Origin of the sequence: Sandarakinorhabdus limnophila DSM 17366, assembly GCF_945882885.1 — a bacterium.
GTDB classification, from domain to species: Bacteria; Pseudomonadota; Alphaproteobacteria; order Sphingomonadales; family Sphingomonadaceae; genus Sandarakinorhabdus; species Sandarakinorhabdus limnophila_A.
On sequence record NZ_CAMCWT010000022.1, the window covers coordinates 1 to 14775 of the forward strand.

19 protein-coding genes and 1 tRNA gene are annotated in these 14775 nt (G+C 64.3%); 15 read left to right on the top strand and 5 right to left on the bottom strand.

All coding sequences use genetic code 11. The features are described from left to right. Positions 1-136: 136 nt before the first annotated feature. From Q7O19_RS06600 to Q7O19_RS06615, 4 genes are all read left to right on the top strand, one after another. Positions 137-1138: a Ppx/GppA phosphatase family protein gene (locus Q7O19_RS06600; RefSeq protein ID WP_303809408.1), complete on the top strand. Its 1002-nt coding sequence runs from the start codon at positions 137-139 to the stop codon at positions 1136-1138. Then, complete coding sequence (locus Q7O19_RS06605) at positions 1135-1839, top strand: RlmE family RNA methyltransferase (RefSeq protein WP_303809409.1); 705 nt, start codon at positions 1135-1137, stop codon at positions 1837-1839. The genes Q7O19_RS06600 and Q7O19_RS06605 overlap by 4 nt, the downstream gene beginning before the upstream one ends. 141 nt (positions 1840-1980) lie before the next feature. Next, complete coding sequence (locus Q7O19_RS06610; RefSeq protein ID WP_303809410.1) at positions 1981-2955, top strand: agmatine deiminase family protein; 975 nt, start codon at positions 1981-1983, stop codon at positions 2953-2955. Between the two features lie 55 nt (positions 2956-3010). Next, positions 3011-3874: a nitrilase-related carbon-nitrogen hydrolase gene (locus tag Q7O19_RS06615; RefSeq protein WP_303809411.1), complete on the top strand. Its 864-nt coding sequence runs from the start codon at positions 3011-3013 to the stop codon at positions 3872-3874. Positions 3875-3886: 12 nt separating this feature from the next. Here Q7O19_RS06615 and Q7O19_RS06620 read toward each other — a convergent pair whose 3' ends face one another. Continuing rightward, positions 3887-4513 (bottom strand): uracil-DNA glycosylase, encoded by a 627-nt coding sequence (locus Q7O19_RS06620; protein ID WP_303809412.1) that lies wholly within the window; start codon positions 4511-4513, stop codon positions 3887-3889. A 29-nt stretch (positions 4514-4542) separates the two neighbouring features. Between Q7O19_RS06620 and folK the strand changes: the two genes are divergently transcribed. From folK to Q7O19_RS06675, 11 genes are all read left to right on the top strand, one after another. Continuing rightward, the gene (gene folK / locus Q7O19_RS06625; RefSeq protein ID WP_303809413.1) at positions 4543-5031 is read left to right on the top strand and encodes a 2-amino-4-hydroxy-6-hydroxymethyldihydropteridine diphosphokinase; all 489 of its coding nucleotides are present in this window, start codon (positions 4543-4545) and stop codon (positions 5029-5031) included. Positions 5032-5061: 30 nt separating this feature from the next. Continuing rightward, positions 5062-5138: transfer RNA gene (locus tag Q7O19_RS06630), tRNA-Lys, on the top strand. 131 nt (positions 5139-5269) lie between these two features. Next, positions 5270-6061, top strand: coding sequence for a dienelactone hydrolase family protein (locus tag Q7O19_RS06635; RefSeq protein ID WP_303809414.1), 792 nt, complete (start codon positions 5270-5272; stop codon positions 6059-6061). A gap of 56 nt (positions 6062-6117) precedes the next feature. Beyond that, on the top strand, positions 6118-6540 hold the full coding sequence (locus tag Q7O19_RS06640) for an FKBP-type peptidyl-prolyl cis-trans isomerase (protein ID WP_303809415.1): 423 nt from the start codon (positions 6118-6120) through the stop codon (positions 6538-6540). After that, positions 6540-7379 (top strand): metal-dependent hydrolase, encoded by an 840-nt coding sequence (locus tag Q7O19_RS06645; RefSeq protein ID WP_303809416.1) that lies wholly within the window; start codon positions 6540-6542, stop codon positions 7377-7379. The genes Q7O19_RS06640 and Q7O19_RS06645 overlap by 1 nt, the downstream gene beginning before the upstream one ends. Before the next feature lie 9 nt (positions 7380-7388). Then, positions 7389-8489: a patatin-like phospholipase family protein gene (locus Q7O19_RS06650; RefSeq protein ID WP_303809417.1), complete on the top strand. Its 1101-nt coding sequence runs from the start codon at positions 7389-7391 to the stop codon at positions 8487-8489. Positions 8490-8610: 121 nt separating this feature from the next. Further along, positions 8611-9969 (top strand): NADP-specific glutamate dehydrogenase, encoded by a 1359-nt coding sequence (gene gdhA / locus Q7O19_RS06655; protein ID WP_303809418.1) that lies wholly within the window; start codon positions 8611-8613, stop codon positions 9967-9969. Then, positions 9969-10406: a DUF4188 domain-containing protein gene (locus Q7O19_RS06660; protein WP_303809419.1), complete on the top strand. Its 438-nt coding sequence runs from the start codon at positions 9969-9971 to the stop codon at positions 10404-10406. Before gdhA ends, Q7O19_RS06660 begins: the two co-directional genes overlap by 1 nt. Before the next feature lie 3 nt (positions 10407-10409). Then, positions 10410-12056, top strand: a complete 1647-nt coding sequence (locus tag Q7O19_RS06665; RefSeq protein ID WP_303809420.1) for an acetolactate synthase large subunit — start codon at positions 10410-10412, stop codon at positions 12054-12056. A 71-nt stretch (positions 12057-12127) separates the two neighbouring features. Then, positions 12128-12628, top strand: a complete 501-nt coding sequence (locus Q7O19_RS06670; RefSeq protein WP_303809421.1) for a hypothetical protein — start codon at positions 12128-12130, stop codon at positions 12626-12628. After that, positions 12625-12885, top strand: coding sequence for a hypothetical protein (locus Q7O19_RS06675; protein ID WP_303809422.1), 261 nt, complete (start codon positions 12625-12627; stop codon positions 12883-12885). The genes Q7O19_RS06670 and Q7O19_RS06675 overlap by 4 nt, the downstream gene beginning before the upstream one ends. Here Q7O19_RS06675 and Q7O19_RS06680 read toward each other — a convergent pair. Genes Q7O19_RS06680 through pgsA form a run of 4 tightly spaced genes read right to left on the bottom strand, consistent with a single transcriptional unit; the run spans position 12882 to position 14739 of the window. Beyond that, entirely contained in the window at positions 12882-13463 is a 582-nt protein-coding gene (locus Q7O19_RS06680; RefSeq protein WP_303809423.1) for an NAD(P)H-dependent oxidoreductase, read from the bottom strand. The genes Q7O19_RS06675 and Q7O19_RS06680 overlap by 4 nt on opposite strands. A 30-nt stretch (positions 13464-13493) precedes the next feature. Next, positions 13494-13937: a molybdenum cofactor biosynthesis protein MoaE gene (locus Q7O19_RS06685; RefSeq protein WP_303809424.1), complete on the bottom strand. Its 444-nt coding sequence runs from the start codon at positions 13935-13937 to the stop codon at positions 13494-13496. After that, the gene (gene moaD / locus Q7O19_RS06690; protein ID WP_303809425.1) at positions 13934-14191 is read right to left on the bottom strand and encodes a molybdopterin converting factor subunit 1; all 258 of its coding nucleotides are present in this window, start codon (positions 14189-14191) and stop codon (positions 13934-13936) included. The genes Q7O19_RS06685 and moaD overlap by 4 nt, the downstream gene beginning before the upstream one ends. Continuing rightward, entirely contained in the window at positions 14188-14739 is a 552-nt protein-coding gene (gene pgsA, locus Q7O19_RS06695; RefSeq protein WP_303809452.1) for a CDP-diacylglycerol--glycerol-3-phosphate 3-phosphatidyltransferase, read from the bottom strand. Before pgsA ends, moaD begins: the two co-directional genes overlap by 4 nt. Positions 14740-14775: the final 36 nt, after the last annotated feature.

Below are 14775 nucleotides of genomic sequence, written 5' to 3' on the forward strand. Positions count from 1 at the left end.
AGTTCAGGTTCCGCTGCAGCGGCGTCCCTTGGGGGCGCATGGTCAAGGCGGTATGTGAATGTGACTGGACTTGCCGATGCCGGCCCTGCTTGAATCTGCTGACGGCCCCCGCCTCGGCACCGCCGCCCGAAGCCGGATGCACCCATCCCAGCAGCGTCGCGCGCCAGCCTATGGCGCGCTTGATCTGGGCACCAACAATTGCCGATTGCTGATCGCCCGGCCATCGCCCGATGGCTTCACCGTGGTGGATGCCTATAGCCGCGTGGTGCGGTTGGGGGAGGGGCTGCTGGAAGCCGGTCGGCTGTCCGATGCCGCGATGGACCGCACGCTGGCCGCACTTTCGGCCTGCTCCGAAAAACTGGCACGCCGTGATGTGCGGTTGACCCGTAATGTCGCCACCGAAGCCTGCCGACGCGCCAGCAATGGCCTGGCCTTCGTGGAGCGAGTCTATCAGGAAACCGGCATCGCGCTGGATGTGATCAGCGCTGCCGAAGAGGCACGGCTGGCGGTGCTGGGCTGCCATGTGCTGATTGATGGCGATGGTCCGCCTGCGCTGGTGTTCGATATCGGCGGCGGTTCGACCGAATTGATGCTGGTAGCGCCTTCGGGAGTAGGCGACGCGCCCCCGGCCATTATCGAGTGGATTTCAATGCCGTGGGGCGTGGTGTCTCTGGCCGAAACCGAACCGCAATGGCCGCAGGTTGCCGATCGCGTTGACGCCTACGACCGAATGCTGGCCGAGATGTGGCCCAGGCTTGACCGGTTTGCCGTGAAGCTGGCAGCGCGCGGCGTGAGCGAGGTGCAGTTGCTGGGCACATCTGGCACCATCACCACGCTGGCCAGCGTGCAGCTGGGCCTCCCCGGCTATGATCGGCGGCGGGTGGATGGCTGTGCGGTGGATACGGCGGCGCTGGCGGCATTGTGCCGGTCGATTGGGCACAGCAGCGTGGCTGAACGCGCCCGCATCGCCTGTGTGGGGCCGGATCGCGCCGAATTGATCGTGGCCGGCTGCGCCATATTGGAAGCCATTCTTACCCGCTGGCCGGGCGGGCAGGTGCGGGTGGCCGATCGCGGCATCCGCGAAGGCATATTGCGCACTTTGATGACGCGCGACGGCGTATGGGCGGCTGGCAAATGAGTGGTGCAGGACCCAGTGGCCCCGGCAGCCGCTCGCGTGGCGGCAAGGTGAGGGTGAAAACCGCGCGCAAGCGCACGCCGCAATCAGCGGCCTGGCTGGAACGGCACCTGAACGATCCCTATGTTGCGGCTGCCAAGGCGCAGGGCTATCGCAGCCGCGCCGCCTTCAAGCTGAAGGAACTGGATGAACAGTTCGGCCTGCTGGCCGGCGTTGATCGCGTGGTCGATCTGGGCGCCGCGCCCGGTGGCTGGTGCCAGGTGGTGAAGCAGAAACGGCCAAAGGCGCGGGTGGTGGGCATGGATCTGCTGGCCATCGAGCCGCTGGCCGGCGTCGATCTGTTCCAGAAAGACATTACCGATGACGACAGCGAAGCGCTGATCCTCAGCGTACTGGGTGGCCCAGCCGATCTGGTGATGAGCGATATGGCCGCCAATACCGTGGGGCACAAGCAGACCGACCATCTGCGTACCATGGGCTTGATCGAGGTTGGGCTGGACATGGCCACGCGGCTGTTGCGGCCAGGCGGCAGTTTCCTGGCCAAGGTGCTGGCCGGCGGCGGCGATGGCCAGTTGACCGCGCTGCTGAAACGGCATTTCACCACGGTGAAACATGTGAAGCCACCCGCCAGCCGCAAGGGATCGAGCGAATGGTATGTGGTGGCGCAGGGTTTCAAGCCGCCCACCGACGCAGGCTCTGCCTGAGGCCAAGGGTCGCACTTCGCAGTTGCCAGCACCGTAATTGGCTGGCAATCAATCGCGACAGCAACAGGTTAGGCCGGTTCATCCCCGCGAGTGAAAAGCGAGGCATGAGTGGGCTATGGCAAGTGGGAGCGTGGGAACGACATGACGGCGCGACAACCGGCAGAATGGGCTGCCCACGCCGCCACTTGGACGGCATTTCCGTCCCATGCGGAGCTGTGGGAGGATGATCTCGCCGCGGCACAAGCGGAAGTCGCCGCGATGGTGCGCGCCATTGCCAAGGGCGAGCGCGTCGAACTGCTGGTGGCCAATGATGAAGCCATGGCCGTGGCCCGCGACATGCTGGGCGATGTGGATGTGCGGCTGCATGCCTATGGTTTTGGCGATATCTGGCTGCGCGATACCGGGCCCTTGTTTCTGCAATCGCCGCACGGCATGGCGGCGGCCGGCTTCCGCTTCAATTTCTGGGGCGGCAAATATGATCTGCCCGGCGATGAGGGCGTTGCCGCCTTTGTTGCCAATATGACGAAAACGCCGCTGGCAAAACGCGGCTGGGTTCTTGAAGGCGGCGCTATCGATGTGGATGGCACTGGGCTGGTGGTGACCACCGAGCAATGCCTGTTCAATCCCAACCGCAACCCCAAGATGGACCGGGTGGAGGTGGAAAGCCATCTGCGCCGCGATCTTGGCCTGGATCGAGTGTTGTGGCTGGGCGAGGGGCTGCTGAACGATCACACCGATGGCCATGTCGACAATCTTGCGCGTTTCGTGGCGCCGGGCCGGCTGGCGCTTCCGGTGGCGGCGGGCAAGGATGACCCCAACAAGGATATCTATGAAGACGCCTGGGATCGTGCGCGCGATTTCGGGTTGGAGATCGTTCCGATCCCTTCGCCGGGCAAGGTGCTGCGCGATGGCGAGATCATCCCGGCCAGCCACATGAATTTCTACATCGCCAATGCCGTGGTGGTGGTGCCGCTTTATGGCGCCGCCAGCGATGATGACGCGGTAAAGGCGATCGCCGCGCTGTTCCCCGATCGGGAGGTGATTGGCATGCGCGCCGATCATATTCTCACCGGCGGCGGCAGTTTTCACTGCATCACCCAGCAGCAGCCGAAATAGGCCAAGACTGGAGGGCATCTTTCGCCCGCCACATTCGTGCACTAGGGGCGAAAACATGACCCGCTTGATCACCGTCGCCGGCCTGCAACTGGCCTTTTCTGGCAATCGCGATGCCGATATTGCCATGACCGCCGCTGCTGCCCGGGCCGCCGCTGACGGCGTGGACGTCGTGCTGCCGCCCGAATTGTTCGAAGGCCATTATTTCTGTCGGCACGAAGACGAAGGCCTGTTCGTCAATGCGCTGCCACTGGACAAGCATCCGGCCGTCGCCGCGATGCGCGAAGTAGCGCTGGAAACGAAGACGTACATTCCCTGTTCCTTCTTCGAGAAGGACGGCCACCATCATTACAACAGCCTGGCCATGATCGATAATGGCGGCAACGTGATGGGTGTCTATCGCAAGAGCCACATTCCCGATGGGCCGGGCTATGAGGAAAAATTCTATTTCCGCCCCGGCAACACCGGTTTCAAGGTGTGGAACACAAAGAAGGGCGTGATCGGCGTCGGCATCTGCTGGGACCAATGGTATCCCGAAACCGCCCGCGCGATGATGCTGATGGGCGCCGAAGTGCTGCTCTATCCGACCGCCATCGGCACCGAGCCGCATGATCCCGACCTCGATACCCGCCGGTTGTGGCGCCGGGCGATGGTGGGCCATGCCGTATCGAACGTCGTGCCGGTGTTGGCCTGCAACCGCATCGGCACCGAGGAGGCCGGGACACCCCACGCCCAGACCTTTTATGGCACCAGCTTCGCTTGCGATCAGCGCGGCGACATTGTCGATGATCTGGATGACGTGACGCCCGGCGTGGTGAAGGCGACCTTCAACCTCGACCTCGCCGCCCGCCTCCGCGCCGCCTTCGGCTTTTTTAGGGACCGCCGGCCCGAACTCTATGGGCGGCTGGCGCAGGACATCTGAAGCTCAGCCTCTTTAGGCGAGGGTCGATTCGAGCGCGGCCTTGAACATGTCCGGCGTCAATAGGCCGGTATTGGTGTTCAGTCGGCTGCAATGGTAGCTGTCCACGAGCACCACGCCCGAAGGCAGCTTGTGCGCCACGCCGTGGCCGAAGCGATACTTGGGCAGCTTGCCGCCGACCGCCTTGATCGCGGCCTGGTGTGCGGTTTCGCCCAAAGCCACCACCACTTTCAAGGCGGGCAGGGCGGCCAGTTGTTCGGCGAGATAGGACCGGCAGTTATGTTTCTCCGCCGTTTCGGGCAGGTTTCCTGGCGGCGCGCAGGCCACGGCGTTGGTGATGAACAGGCCCGGCGCATCCCAGCCATCGGGTGTTTCGGTGGCCAGTCCCAGTTCGGCCAGCGTGCCAAACAGCATCTTGCCGGCTTCGTCACCATGGAACGGCTTGCCGGTGCGGTTGGCGCCCTTCAGGCCGGGTGCGAGACCGACGATGGCGAGCCAAGCCGAGGCATCACCAAGCGGCGGCACTGGGGCGTTCCACCAGCCGGAATGGCGCGCCACCTGCTCGGTACGATAGGCGGCCAGGCGCGGGCACAAGGCGCAATCCTTTGGCGGGGTTCCGGGGTGCAGGGTCTCGTCAGTCATCCCCCTTGCCTGTAGGGGCTCAGGATAATATGGCAATCATACTTGTCGCGCTGGGATCGAACCGCTGCCACGGCCGCCATGGCCGGCCGGCGGGCGTGGTACGCGCGGCGCTGGTGGCATTGGCGGGGCTGGGGCTGCTGGAGCGCGTATCGCCCATCTTCATGACGGCCCCGATCGGTCCGGGCAGCCGCCGTTATGCCAATGCGGTGGCAGCTTTGGAGTGGGGTGGCAGCCTGCCTGAACTTCTGCGTGCGCTGAAAGATATCGAGCGGAACTTTGGCCGCAGGCGCGGGCAACGCTGGGGGGATCGGGTGCTGGATCTCGATATTCTTGGCGCCGGCGCTACTCAGCTGCGTCTGCCCGACCTTGCCGTGCCGCACCCGCGCCTTGCTGAACGGCGTTTCGTCCTTGATCCTCTGGTGATGGTCGCGCCTGATTGGCGGCATCCGGTGACGGGGCATAGTGCAAGACAGTTGCACGCCCGCGCGCTTCGCCCTAAAGGCCTGCCCCGCGCCTGATGCGCGCCCAATGCTGCCAGCGGCTTTTGGGGGTCCTTAGCTCAATCGGTTAGAGCGCCCGCCTTTTAAGCGGTAGGTTTCGGGTTCAAGTCCCGAAGGACCCACCAAGCCGCAGTACGGCTTGGTGGCTGTGGGAGGCGCAGGCACCAGAACTCGCGCAAGGCCGGCCGGGCCCGTCACGACCGCACCTTGCCAACCTGCAGCCCCCATCGCACTGTCCGAACAGGGGGAACCAGCCATGCCATTATCCGATTACAGCCTCACCGATTTCACCGCCGGCCCGTACACCCGCCCCGTTTATCGCCGCGGCAGCGGTCCGGCCGTGATCGTCATCCATGAAGTTCCGGCGTTGCACACCCTGGTGATTGATTTTGCCGACCGGCTGGCGGTGGCCGGCATGACCGTGATTTGCCCCAGCCTGTTCGGCACGCCCGGTTCGGTGCCCACGAAAGCCGCGGCGGTGAAGCAATTGTTCCTCAACATCTGCATCCGCCGCGAGTTTTCGGCCTGGTCCGACGGCCGCTCCAGTCCGATTGTCGATTGGCTGCGGGCGCTGGCGAAACAGGCTCATGAAGAATGCGGCGGGCCGGGCGTGGGGGCGGTGGGCATGTGCTTCACCGGCGGTTTCGCGCTGGCGATGATGACTGAACCCAGCGTCATCGCCCCGGTCTTGAGCCAGCCCAGCCTGCCCATCCGCGGCGCCAAGACTGGCGGCATCGATGCGGCTCCGGCCGAGATCGCCTGCGCGCGGGCGCGGTTCGAGAAGGAGGATCTGTCGCTCCTCGCGCTGCGCTACCGGTCTGATGCGCTGGTGCCCGATGCCCGCTTCCGCCGCTATGAGCGCGAGTTCCCCGGTCGGGTCGAAACCATCGAACTGGCTGATGAACATGCCCGAACCGGCACCGGCATGGCCCCGCACAGCGTTCTGACCGTGCATCTGCCCGACGATGGCCCCGGCAAAGCGGCGGAAACCCGGGTGATTGGCTTTCTGCGACAGCGACTTGGGATTGGTGACGCTGTGCCCTCTTGATTGCCAGCGCAACTGCGGCCACATCGCTGTTGCACTGCAACTACAGGAATTTTCCCATGTCTGCCGCCACCATTGCCGCTCTGGCTGCCTCTGTCGCTACCATGACGGCCACCACAGCCGCCGCACAACAGGCGGTGCTGCCCGGCGGCACTAAGGTGACCGAGGTCAAGGCCGGTAGCGGCGCCCTCGCCGAACCGGGCCGTGCCGTGGCGGTGCATTACACCGGCTGGCTTTATGTGGACGGCGGAAAGGGCACGAAATTCGATACCTCGCGCGATCGTGGCCAGCCCTTCATCTTCACGCTGGGCCTGGGCGAAGTGATCATGGGCTGGGATGAAGGCGTGGCCGGCATGAAGGTTGGCGGCCAGCGCACGCTGATCGTGCCTCCGGAAGCCGGCTATGGCGATCGCGGTGCCGGCGGCGTGATCCCGCCCGGCGCGACGCTGATGTTCGACGTCGAACTGCTGGCGGTGCAGTAATGGCTTTCGCAGCGCCCGCTGATCTGGCGATTACGCCGCGCAACCTGCGTTTTGGCCGCGATGAAGTGCGCGGCCGCTGGTGGCTGGGCGGCGATGCTGTTGCCACTGCCTGGCACAATGCGCTTTCGGCCAGTTTCCCGGCCGGCGAAGCCTTTTTCATCGAAACCGTGCGGCGGTTCCGGGATCAGGTGCCAGCGGAGCTTGCCGCGCAGATCGACCAGTTCGTGAAACAGGAAGCCCACCACACCCGCGAGCATGTTGCCTTCAACCGGCAGGTGACGGGTGCCGGTTACGACATCGCCGCCATCGACAAGCGCATCGCCGACAGCCTGGTCCAGGCGCGCACCACCCACCCGGTGGCACAATTACTGGTGACGGTGAGCCTGGAACATTTCACCGCTATCTTCGCCCACGCCATGTTGGCGCGCGGCGGCCAGCAGTTTGCCGGCGCGTCGGCCGAAACCCGCGCGATGTGGATCTGGCACGCCATCGAGGAGATCGAGCACAAGGGTGTCGCCTTCGATACCTATATGCACATCACCCGCAGCCTGAAGCCGGCGAAACGCTGGGCGATCCGCAGCCTGGTATTCTTTCGCGTCTCGCGCAATTTCATCGCGAACCGGGTGAATGATGCGCTGGCCTTGCTGACGCAAGACGGCATCACCGGATGGCGGGCCAAGGCGCGGCTGTGGTGGTATCTGCTGGGCACGCCCGGCGTGCTGCGCGAGGTGGCGCTGCCGTGGGCCAGCTATTTCCGCCCCGAATTTCATCCGTGGGACCATGATGATCGCGCGCTGATCGCTGCACACGAAACGGCGCCAACGCCAGTTCTGGCCTGATCCACAGGCGTGGCCACCATCCCAGCCTTGCCCGGTATGCCGGTGCTGGTGCTGCAGGGTGGCGGTGCTCTGGGGAGCTATCAGGCCGGCGTGTTCGCGGGCTTGGACGATATGGGCTATTGCCCCAAGGCTGTGGCCGGGATTTCGATCGGGGCCATCAACGGCGCGCTGATCGCCGGCAATCCGCCCGAACGCCGCCGCGAACGGCTGATGACCTTCTGGGAACGGGTGACGGGTGGCCCGGGACTCGATTTCCTGTTTCCACCCGGCATCATGATGCTCGAAATGCTGCGGCACCAATGGGCTGCGGCCGGCTCCGCACTGTGGGGTGCGCCGGGCTTTTTCCGACCACGCCGACCGTGGGACAATGCCAGCCAGACCGCGCTTTATGACACCACGCCGCTGCGTGACAGCCTTACCGAACTGGTGGATTGGGATTACCTCAATAACGGGCCGGTGCGCTTGGCAGTGGGAGCGGTGAATGTTGAAACCGGCAACTTCCGCTATTTCTGTTCAGCGCGAGAGCGGCTGGACGTGCGCCATGTGATGGCATCGGGCGCGCTGCCGCCCGGCCTGCCGCCGGTGGAGATCGACGGCCAATACTGGTGGGATGGCGGACTGGTGTCAAACACGCCGCTCGATCATGTGCTCGACGATCATGAAGATTGCGATCTGGCGATCTTCCAGGTCGATCTTTTCCCCGCCCGCGGTCAACTGCCGGCCACGTTTGCCGATGTCGAAGAACGCGCGGCAGACATCCGCTTTTCCAGCCGCACCCGCTTCACCACCGATGCCCAGGCCCGTCTGAACGGCCCGCGCGAGGCCTGGGCGCGGCTGGCGGCTAAACTGCCGCCCGAATTGCGCGACAGTGCAGAAGCGCATTTGCTTGACCGACTGGCGCGCGGGCGCCGCGCTGTGGTGGCACAGCTCGTCTATCGCGATCAGCCGTGGCAGGGCGCCGCGAAGGGCCGTGAGTTCAGCCGCGCCACCATGGAAACACACTGGCGCCACGGTGAGGCCGATGTTGCTGCCATGCTGGCGCGGGGCGGCTGGGCCGGGTTGCCTGGCGGGCCGGGTGTGTGGAGCTTTGACGCCACCGCCCAACCCTGAATCTGCGCCCTCTTTGCCGCCGCCATATTTCTGATACGATCCCCCTTGCGCGGCGAACGGCCGTGCAGGGATGGAGGTTGGCGCCACGCAGCGACCGGCCCGCACCGGGGGGAGAAGGCGCATGGGCGCAGGCGATCATGTCGATCTGAATGGCTTCATCGCAGGGGTGAAGCGCCGCAATCCGGGCCAAGATGAATTTGTGCAGGCCGTGACCGAGGTGGCCGAAGACATCTTCGACTTCATCGGCGACAAGCCGAAATATCACGAGGCCCAGATATTGCGCCGCATCGCCGAGCCGGATCGGGTCGTGTCCTTCCGCGTGTGCTGGGAGGATGACAACAACAATATCCGCGTGCAGCGCGGCTGGCGGGTGCAGAACAACAACGCCATCGGGCCGTACAAGGGTGGCATCCGTTTCCACCCGTCGGTGACGGAAAGCGTGCTGAAGTTCCTGGCGTTCGAGCAGACCTTCAAGAACGCGCTCACCGGCCTGCCGATGGGCGGCGGCAAGGGCGGCTCCAACTTCAACCCCAAGGGCAAGAGCGTGAATGAAATCATGCGCTTCTGCCAGAGTTTCATGACCGAGCTGTATCGCCATATCGGAGCGGATGTTGACGTGCCGGCCGGCGACATCGGCGTGGGCGGGCGCGAGATCGGCTTCATGTTCGGCCAGTACAAGCGCATCACCAACCATTTCACCGGCGTGCTAACCGGCAAGGGGCTGGAATGGGGCGGCAGCCTGATCCGCACCGAGGCGACCGGCTATGGCGCCGTCTATTTCCTGCAGAACATGCTGAAATCAAAAGGCATGGACGTCGCCGGCAAGACAGCGGTGATCTCCGGATCGGGCAATGTGGCGACCCATGCCGCCGAAAAGATCGTGCAATTGGGCGGCAAGGTGCTGACCCTGTCAGACAGCGAGGGCTTCATCCACGATCCCGATGGCATCACCCAGGACAAGATCGACTGGGTGAAGACCCACAAGACCCGCCGCCGCGGCCGCATTTCGGAATATGCAACCGAGTTCAAGGGCTCCACCTTCCACGGTGGCGGCGCCAGGCCGTGGGGCGTGCCCTGTGATCTGGCCTTGCCCTGCGCCACCCAGAATGAACTGAACGGCGAGGAAGCGCGGACGCTTATGCAGAATAGCTGCATCGCCGTGGCCGAAGGCGCCAACATGCCCACCGATCTGGAAGGCGTGCATATCTTCAAGGCCGCAAAGATCCTTTATGCCCCTGGCAAGGCGTCCAACGCTGGCGGTGTTGCCGTGTCTGGCCTGGAAATGAGCCAGAATTCGGCGCGCATGAGCTGGAAGGAAGAGGAATTGCAGGCGATGCTGAAGGACATCATGTCCAGCATCCATGACCGCTGCCTGGAATATGGCCGCTCCGCCGATGGCCACACCGATTATGTGAAGGGCGCCAATATCGCTGGCTTCAAGAAGGTGGCGGACGCCATGCTGGCGTTCGGCGTCGTGTAATGGCCGGCATCATCGACCGCCGCATCAACCGAGTATGGAAAGTGGGCAGTTGGTTGCCCACCTTTAGTGCGATGAGGCCAAAGATCGCTGAGCTGTCGCGCAAGCCGGAACTGGGCATGCTGCACAACCGCACCCACTTCGGTTTTCCGGCGACGATGCTGGTGCAGTATTGGCGCAGCCTCGCTCATCTGCAGGCCTTTGCGGCGTCGCGCGATCAGCTGCACCTGTCGGCCTGGACACGCTTCAACAAGGCGGTGGGCTCCAACGGTGATGTCGGAATCTGGCACGAGACCTATCTGATCGAACCCGGCCAGTATGAGAATGTCTACAACAACATGCCGGCCAATGGACTGGCGGCGGCGGGCACGATCCACGATGCCACCGGCCCACGCGCCCGTGCAGATGGCCGCCGCGAGGCACAGATTTCAGGAGTGTGAGCGATGACCAAGGCCTCTGATCTGCTGGTGCAATGCCTTGAGGCAGAGGGCTGTGAATATGTGTTCGGCGTGCCCGGCGAGGAGAATCTGGATTTTCTCGACAGCCTGCAACGTTCGACCAGGATACGCCTGATCCTGACGCGCCATGAACAGGGCGCCGGCTTCATGGCCGCCACCTATGGCCGTCATACTGGCAAGGCCGGGGTGTGCGTCGCCACGCTCGGGCCCGGCGCGACAAATTTCGTGACGGCGGCGGCCTATGCCTTTCTGGGCGGCATGCCGATGTTGATGATCACCGGCCAGAAACCGATCAAGAAGAGCAAGCAGGGCCGGTTCCAGATCCTCGATGTGGTCGACATGATGCGGCCTATCACCAAATACACCCACCAATTGGCCAGCGCCGACAACATCCCGGCCCGCACCCGCGAAGCCTTCCGGCTGGCACAGGAGGAAAAGCCCGGTGCCACCCATCTGGAGCTGCCGGAGGATATCGCCCACGATCCCACCGATGCCGTGCCCTTCAAGCCGAGCTATGCCCGCCGGCCCTTGGCGGACTCCAAAGCGGTGCTGGCCGCGGTGCGCGCCATCGAGGCGGCGAAATCGCCGATCCTGGTGATCGGCGCCGGGGCGAACCGCACCATGACCAGCAAGATGCTGCTGGAGTTCGTGGAAAAGACCGGTATCCCGTTCCTGACCACGCAACTGGGCAAGGGCGTGATTGACGAGCGCCACCCGCAGTTCCTGGGCTGTGCGGCGCTTTCGGCCGGGGATTTCGTCCACGCCGCGATCCGCCGCGCCGATGTGATCGTTAACATCGGGCATGATGTGATTGAAAAGCCGCCCTTTTTCATGAGCGGCGACGCCACCGCCGTCATCCACATGAGTTTCCGTTCGGCGGAGGTGGACCCGGTCTATTATCCGCAGATCGAGGTGATCGGTGATATTGCCAACGCGGTGTGGCAGTTGAAGGAGGCGATCCGTGTCCAGCCACACTGGGATTTTGCCGCCATGCTGGCCGCGCGTGCCGCCGAAGTGGCCCACCGTGACGCCGCTGTGGCGGATTTGCGCTTCCCGATCTACCCGCAGTATCTGGTGAGCGAGATCAGGAAGGCGATGCCAGAAGACGGCATTATTGCGCTCGATAACGGCGTCTACAAGATCTGGTTCGCCCGCAACTACACCGCCTATCGCCCCAACACCGTGCTGCTTGATAACGCGCTTGCCACGATGGGTGCCGGCCTGCCCAGCGCGATGGCGTCGAACATGGTCTATCCAGATCGCAAGGTGATGGCGATCTGCGGCGACGGCGGCTTCATGATGAACAGCCAAGAGATGGAAACAGCGGTTCGCCTCGGCCTCAACCTCACCGTGCTGGTCCTGAACGACGGCAGTTACGGCATGATCCGCTGGAAACAGGCCAACATGGGCTTCAAGGATTGGGGTCTTACCTATGGCAACCCGGATTTCGTTGCCTATGCAGAGGCTTATGGCGCCCGCGGCCACCGGGTGACCAATGCGGAGATGCTGCCGGGCCTGATGGCGCATTGCCTGAACACGCCGGGCGTCCACCTGATCGATTGCCCGGTGGATTATAGCGACAACGACCGCATATTGAACAAGGACATCAAGGAACTGAGCGCCAATCTGTAATGGCTGGGGAAATTTGCCCTGCGTAACAACACCCCGTTGACCGCTCGGCCGCCACTCGGCACGGCGGTTCAATGGAGCCCGCGCCGCACCCGCCCGAACCTGCCCGCCCATTGGGCCGGGTGTGGCTGGTGGCCAACCGCGCCAGCCGCTCGACCGATGAAGGGCGCATCGCTGCGCTGGAGGCGGCCTTACAGTCAGCTGGCGCAACCATCGCCGGCAGCAGCAATTTCCCGCTTGAGCCAGCTCCGGAAGCTGCAGCTTTGGCCGGCATCGACACGCTGGGCGCGGCCAGTGCGGCGGCCACGGGCTGGGATGGCCAGTTTCTCGCCATACCAGGCGGCACCATGAACTTGTTGCCCAAGGCGCTGCACGGAGACGCCAGCCTTGAGGCCGTCGTGGCGGTGACCGGGCAGGGGGTGCTGACCCATGTGCCGGTGGTGCGCGCCGCTGGTCACACCAGTTACTGCCGTATCATCATCGGGCCGCTCACCCGCTGGGCGCGGGCGCGCGAAAACGAACGCCATGGCCGCATCTGGCGGGCAAGCCCGGCCGCAACCCCGGCGTGCTGGTGATGCCGGGCGAACAGGGCGTGGAAGTGGCGCTGTTTTCCGGTCGCTGGCTGGCCGATGCTATGGCGGCGGCAGTGAACTGGCTGCTGAATGATTGGCGCGCCGCTGCCAGCGTGACGGCGTCCACGGCGCCTGAACTGGTGGTGGGCCGCCGCCGCACGGTGCGATGCCTGTTCGATGGCGAACTGCGCCGCCTGTCGCCGCCGATACGATCCGTGCCTGGCTGGTCCGATCTGCGCTACATCCGCACCCTGGCCTAGCCGGCCAACTTGCGCGTCACCGCGAAGAAACTTTCGGTTCGCGCCGGCGTTGCATCGCGGATGGTGCCGACCACTTTCATGTGCGTCACCTTCATGCCGACGAAATTCAGGATCTGCCGACGCAGCACATTGAGCCAGCCGTTGCGATAGCCCAGCCACAGATACCAGGGCGGTGTATCGGCGGTGATCAGCACGCGGGCGGTGCGGCCTTCAAAGAGCTTTTTGGGGAAATGCCCGTCGCCTTCATAGGCAAAGGCGATGCCTGGCAGGAAAACACGGTCGATCAGGCCCTTCAGCTTGGCCGGCGCCGCGCCCCACCACAAGGGGTGCACTAGGATGAACGTGTCGCACCAACGCACGGCATCAAGAAATTCCTGTAGGTCAGTCTCATGGTCTTGCCGTTGCTTGTAGCCGTGAGCGAGATTGGGATCGAACTGCATTGCCGACAGGTGCAGCAGCTTCACCTCCGCGCCGCGCGCCCGCGCCGTTTCGGCGGCGGCAGAGGCCAGTGCGCTGCACAAGGATGTGCCGTCGGGGTGGCCATCCAGCACCAGCACGCACGAACTTGGGGCGGCCATCAGCGATCCTTTTGAAATTGCCCGGGGTCTCTACCAGCGTTCCGCGGCGTCGTCGTCGATGCCATTTGCCTCAACCCAGCGCGTCGTCCCGTCGGCCCATTCCTCGCGCTTCCAGAACGGGGCCTTGATTTTAAGCCAGTCCATCAGGAACTGCGCGGCGGCGAAGGCGTGTGCGCGGTGGGGGGAGGCGGTGACGACCAGCACGATGCTATCGCCGGGCAAGAGGCGCCCGTGGCGATGGATGATGGTGCCAATGGTATCGGGCCAGCGGCTGGCGGCATCGGCGGCGATGGCCTGCATCTGGGCCAGCGTCATTGCCGGATAATGTTCAAGGGTCAAGGCAACAAGGCCCTCATCGGCGCGCACCAGCCCGGTGAAGGCGATAGCGGCGCCGAGATCGGTGCGGCCGGCCAGCAGCGCGGCCTGTACGATGGCGGTGTCGAAGGGCTCGCTCTGGAGCCGCGCGGCAATCATCCGCCTGTCACCGGCGGGAAGATGGCAATTTCGCGCGGGTTGTTCAGCGGCGTGGCGGAGGTGGCGAAGCCCTGATCTACCGCGATGCGGATGCGGCTGCGATCGGCCAGGGCGGCGGCATGGCCGGGGCTGCGGGCGGCGAGCCAATCCAGCAGGGCGGCGACCGTGGTGATGTCGGCGGGCAGGGTGATCGTCTCGCTGTCCGTGCCCACCATTTCGCGCACCCAGGCAAAGTACAGCAGCTGCACCATCACATGTGCTTCAGGCCGACGCGCAGATAATCATAGCCGGTGATGAGCGTGAGGATGGCGGCTATCCAAAGCGTGACAAGCCCGATTATCTCGGCCGGCAGCCAGGGCATGATCGGCACCGCGCCAACCAGGATCAGCGCCCCCAGTGCCACCAGTTGGGCCGTGGTCTTCCACTTGGCGAGCTGGCTGACCGGCACCGAGACCTGCACCCCGGCCAGATATTCGCGCAGGCCCGAAACGAACATCTCCCGCAGCAGGATGATCAGGCCTGCAATCACGCTCCAACCATGCAGGATCTGGGCATCGACCAGCATCAGGATGACGGCGGCGACCATGATCTTGTCCGCAACCGGATCAAGAAACTGGCCGATTTTCGAGACCGTGCCCCACGACCGCGCCAGATAGCCATCGAAATAATCCGTGATCGCCGCCAGCGTGTAAAGGCCGAACGCCACCAGCCATTGCCAAGGGTTGGGCCCCCACATCAAGGCAACAAGGCCTGGCACCGCAAGGATGCGCGAAAGGGTGAGCAGATTGGGGAGGCTGGACAACACCAGCCCTTCATAGGCAATCCAGCGCCAAGTGCA

What these genes read in the sequence shown, in the direction of transcription:
- Q7O19_RS06615 (WP_303809411.1), top strand. Translation starts at nt 3,011, where the DNA reads ATGACCCGCTTGATCACCGTCGCCGGCCTGCAACTGGCCTTTTCTGGC.
- Q7O19_RS06635 (WP_303809414.1), top strand. Translation starts at nt 5,270, where the DNA reads ATGCCATTATCCGATTACAGCCTCACCGATTTCACCGCCGGCCCGTAC.
- folK (WP_303809413.1), top strand. Translation starts at nt 4,543, where the DNA reads ATGGCAATCATACTTGTCGCGCTGGGATCGAACCGCTGCCACGGCCGC.
- Q7O19_RS06620 (WP_303809412.1), bottom strand. Translation starts at nt 4,513, where the DNA reads ATGACTGACGAGACCCTGCACCCCGGAACCCCGCCAAAGGATTGCGCC.
- Q7O19_RS06670 (WP_303809421.1), top strand. Translation starts at nt 12,128, where the DNA reads ATGGAGCCCGCGCCGCACCCGCCCGAACCTGCCCGCCCATTGGGCCGG.
- Q7O19_RS06640 (WP_303809415.1), top strand. Translation starts at nt 6,118, where the DNA reads ATGTCTGCCGCCACCATTGCCGCTCTGGCTGCCTCTGTCGCTACCATG.
- Q7O19_RS06600 (WP_303809408.1), top strand. Translation starts at nt 137, where the DNA reads ATGCACCCATCCCAGCAGCGTCGCGCGCCAGCCTATGGCGCGCTTGAT.
- Q7O19_RS06610 (WP_303809410.1), top strand. Translation starts at nt 1,981, where the DNA reads ATGACGGCGCGACAACCGGCAGAATGGGCTGCCCACGCCGCCACTTGG.
- Q7O19_RS06685 (WP_303809424.1), bottom strand. Translation starts at nt 13,937, where the DNA reads ATGATTGCCGCGCGGCTCCAGAGCGAGCCCTTCGACACCGCCATCGTA.
- Q7O19_RS06645 (WP_303809416.1), top strand. Translation starts at nt 6,540, where the DNA reads ATGGCTTTCGCAGCGCCCGCTGATCTGGCGATTACGCCGCGCAACCTG.
- Q7O19_RS06660 (WP_303809419.1), top strand. Translation starts at nt 9,969, where the DNA reads ATGGCCGGCATCATCGACCGCCGCATCAACCGAGTATGGAAAGTGGGC.
- Q7O19_RS06605 (WP_303809409.1), top strand. Translation starts at nt 1,135, where the DNA reads ATGAGTGGTGCAGGACCCAGTGGCCCCGGCAGCCGCTCGCGTGGCGGC.
- gdhA (WP_303809418.1), top strand. Translation starts at nt 8,611, where the DNA reads ATGGGCGCAGGCGATCATGTCGATCTGAATGGCTTCATCGCAGGGGTG.
- Q7O19_RS06665 (WP_303809420.1), top strand. Translation starts at nt 10,410, where the DNA reads ATGACCAAGGCCTCTGATCTGCTGGTGCAATGCCTTGAGGCAGAGGGC.
- Q7O19_RS06680 (WP_303809423.1), bottom strand. Translation starts at nt 13,463, where the DNA reads ATGGCCGCCCCAAGTTCGTGCGTGCTGGTGCTGGATGGCCACCCCGAC.